2 protein-coding genes are annotated in these 3,798 nt (G+C 75.2%); both read right to left on the reverse strand.

Annotation, left to right across the window (positions count from 1 at the left end; translation table 11 throughout):
* On the reverse strand, positions 1-260 hold a 260-nt coding region (locus LI94_RS20560; protein WP_046302382.1), incomplete at its 3' end, for a hypothetical protein.
* Positions 261-369: 109 nt separating this feature from the next.
* On the reverse strand, positions 370-3,798 hold a 3,429-nt coding region (locus tag LI94_RS25155; RefSeq protein WP_046302383.1), incomplete at its 5' end, for a hypothetical protein.

Here is a 3,798-nt window from a genome sequence, read left to right on the forward strand (position 1 = left end):
TCCCACGCCCCCTGGTCGAACAACGTCTCCCACGACGACGCCTGACTCAGATCACCGAACGCACCCGCCAGATCCGCACCGAGCAGATCAACCACCCAGTCCAGCTCATCGGCCTGCGCCACCGGCGCCGCAGCCAACGGCGACATCCCGAACGTCAAAAACGCGCCAACCGCACTCCCGGCAGCGGCCACCCGGCCACCCCGGCTGCGGACACCGCCGGTGAAACCACGACGCCCTTTGCCGTGCTGCTTGTCAGTCATGCGGGACTCCCTATTCTGCGACGAACCCATGTCGGTGATGTTTTCTCGGATCAAGTGCTTGGTGTGTTAGGTGCCGGACGCCCGGTGGGGACGAGGCATGAGCGGGTCATCATCCGGTGGCTCCCGCAGTGCCGTTACCACCCGTGCCGCCCGTACCACCGGTGCGGTTGCCGGTGCCGCCCGGGGGGTTGCCGGCGGTGCCGGGGTTGCCCGGGGCGGCGACGTTGCCGCCACCGCTGGTGCCACCGGTGCCACCGGTACCGCCGGCCCCGCCGGTTCCGCCCGGGAACGCGGTGCTCGAGCCGGTGGCGTTGCCGGCGGTACCGCCAGTGCCGCCCTTACCGCCGGAACCACCGTTGCCGTTGGTGCCGGTGGTGCCGTTGGTGCCGGCCGTGCCGTTGCCGTTGTTCTGGGCGCCGGCGGCACCGCCTTGCCCGCCGGTACCGCCATTACCGCCGGCGCCGCCGTTACCGCCGGCGCCGCCGTCGCCGCCGACGACCGATGCGGAGTTACCCGTCGCGCCGGTGCCACCCTTACCACCGGCGCCACCGTTGGAACCGTTGGCCCCGTTGCCGCCGTTGCCGCCGGAACCGGAGTTGCCGGAGTTGCTACCGCTGGCACCGCCCTGACCACCGGCACCGCCGGAGCCGCCGTGCTTACCGTCGCCGCCGGCACCGCCGTCGGTGCCGGGCAGGCCGCTGTTGCTTGCGGGGCGGGTGCCGGTGCTACCGGCCGAGCCGTTCGACTGGCCGGCGCCACCGTTACCGCCGTTGCCGCCCTTGCCTCCGTTGCCGTCGAGCAAGGCGCTACCGCCGTTACCGCCCGCGCCACCGGACTGGCCGTGGTTGCTGGCGTTGCCGGTCGCGCCGTTGGCGCCGTTACCGCCGTTGCCGCCGTTGCCCGCCGCGCCGGCCGCACCGTTGGCGCCGCTGCCGGCCTGGACGGTGTTGTTGCCGTTCCAGCCGCCGGCGCCACCGGTACCCGCCGTGCCTGCGTTGCTGTTGCTGTTACCGCCGTCACCACCGGCGCCCGCGACGGTGCCGTTGCCCACGGTGAGCGTGGCGCCGTTACCGCCGTTACCGCCGCTGCCGGCGTTACCGGCGTTGCCGCCCTTGGCGCCGGCGCCGCCGACTCCGTTGGCGCCGGTGGAGCCGCTGGTCGCGGTACCACCAACACCGCCGTTACCGCCCTTGCCGCCGGCGCCGCCGTTACCGCCGTCGCCGTTGGCGTCGCCGCCGTTGCCACCGGCGGCACCGGTGCCCGCGGTGGCGTTGTTGCCATTGGCGCCGTTGGCCGCGTTACCGCCGTTGCCGCCGGTACCACCGGCACCACCGTTACCGGCCGCACCGCCGTTGCCGGAGGTCAGGCCGCCCTTGCCGCCGTCGCCACCGTTACCGCCGTGGCCACCGCTGACGCCGTGGCTGCCCTCGCCGGTCACCTGCGTGCTGCCGTTGGTGCCCGCAGCGCCCGCGCCGCCGTTACCACCGACGCCACCGGTGCCGACCGCGCCGGCGCCACCGCCGGCACCGCCGTTACCACCGGACTGGGCGATACCGCTGCCGAGCATCTGGCCTGCGCCGCCGGCGCCGCCGTTTCCACCGTTGCCGGTGGCCACGTTGCCGGCCGCACCGAATGCACCGCCGGCCGCGATCTGGCCGTTGGCGCCGACGCCGCCCGCACCGCCGGCCGCACCGACACCGGCGAAGCCACCGCGTCCACCGTTACCGCCGTCTCCGGCGACGTTGTTCACGCCGCCGCCGGCACCGGCACCGCCGTTGCCGCCGCGGCCGGCCTGGCCACCGGCACCGCCGTCGCCGCCCTTGCCGCCGACACCCGCCGCGCCCTGCGCTCCGTTGGTCGCGGTACCGCCAAGCGCACCGGCGCCACCCTGACCGCCGACGCCACCGTTACCGCTGGTTCCCGCGTCGCCGCCGTTGCCACCGTTGAGGCCGCTGCCCGCGGCCGCGTTCGCGCCGTCGGTGCCGTTGGCGACGCCACCGATACCACCGTTACCGCCGAAGCCGCCGCGGCCACCTGCGCCACCGTTACCGAGCTGGCTACCGCCGGCGCCACCCGCGCCACCGTTGCCGCCGATACCGCCGGCGGCGCCGTTGGTGCCGTTACCGACACCGTCGATGACGCCGTTGGCGCCGGTCGCGCCGGCTCCACCGATACCACCGGCGCCACCGTTGCCGATGATGCCGGCCGCGCCACCGATACCGCCGTTACCGCCGTTCTGCGACACGCCGCTGCCCAGGATCTGGCCGGCGCCGCCGTTGCCGGCGTTACCGCCGTTGCCGCCGCCGCCCAGCGCACCGTCGCTGCCGCTGGCCGCCTGGCCGCCCACTCCGAAGCCGCCCGCGCCGCCGAGGCCGGCCACACCGAGCCGGTCGCCACCTGCGCCACCGTTACCGCCGTTGCCGGCCGCCGCATTGAGACCGCCGCCGCTACCGATACCACCGTTGCCGCCGTTGCCCGCGTTGCCGGCATTACCACCGTTGCCGCCCACGCCCGCGTTGCCGGCAACCGCGTTGCCGCCCTGACCGCCGGCGGCGCCACTGGCGGCATTGCCCGCCGCGCCACCGTTGCCACCGTTGCCGCCACCGGTACCGGCAGCGCCGTTACCACCGTTGCCGCCGTTACCGCCCGCGCCGCCGTTACCGCCCGCGCCGCCGTTACCGGACAGTGAGCCACCGGCACCGCCGTTGCCGCCGATACCGGCCACCGCACCGTTGCCGCCGTTGGTGCCGTTGCCGTCACCGCCGGTGATACCGACCGAGCCGTGGGCACCGTCGCCACCGTTACCGCCGTTACCACCGTTGCCGACGTTGCCACCGGCGCCGCCGTTACCGGCCTTGCCGCCGGCCTGTCCAGAGCCGAGGGCGCCGTTACCGCCGTTACCGCCGTTACCGCCGTTGCCGCCGTGCGTGGCCGCAGTGCCGTCGGCGCCGTCGGCCCGCTGAGTGCCGTCGGCGTTGAAGCCACCGGTACCGCCATTGCCGGCCACGCCGATGTTTCCGCCGGCGCCACCGTTACCACCGGTACCGGCGATCGGGTTGACGCCACCACCGGCACCGTTACCGCCGCGGCCACCGTCGGCCCCGTTCCCGGCGTTACCGCCGCTACCACCGACGCTTCCCAGCCCGGCGAGGCCGGCCGTGCCGTTGGCCGCCGATCCGCCGGCGCCGCCGTTACCGCCGTTACCGCCGTTGCCACCGAAGCCGCCGTTACCGCCCGCCGCGCCGTTGCTGCCGACGCCGCCCGTGCCGGCCACCGCGTCCAGACCCGCCTTGCCGACCGCACCGTTGCCACCGTTGCCGCCGGTCCCGGCCACACCGGCGCCACCGCCGGCACCGCCGTTACCGGAGATCGAGCCGCCCTTGCCGCCCGCGCCGCCGTCACCGGCGTTACCGCCGGAGAGGCCGTTGCCACCGTGGACCACACCACCGGTGCTGCCGTTCGCGCCGTTGCCGCCGATGCTGCCGGAGCCGCCCGCGCCACCGGCGCCGCCGTTGCCGATGGTTCCGGCGTCACCGCC

This window comes from Mycobacterium sp. UM_Kg27, assembly GCF_000972905.1.
GTDB lineage: Bacteria > Actinomycetota > Actinomycetes > Mycobacteriales > Mycobacteriaceae > Mycobacterium.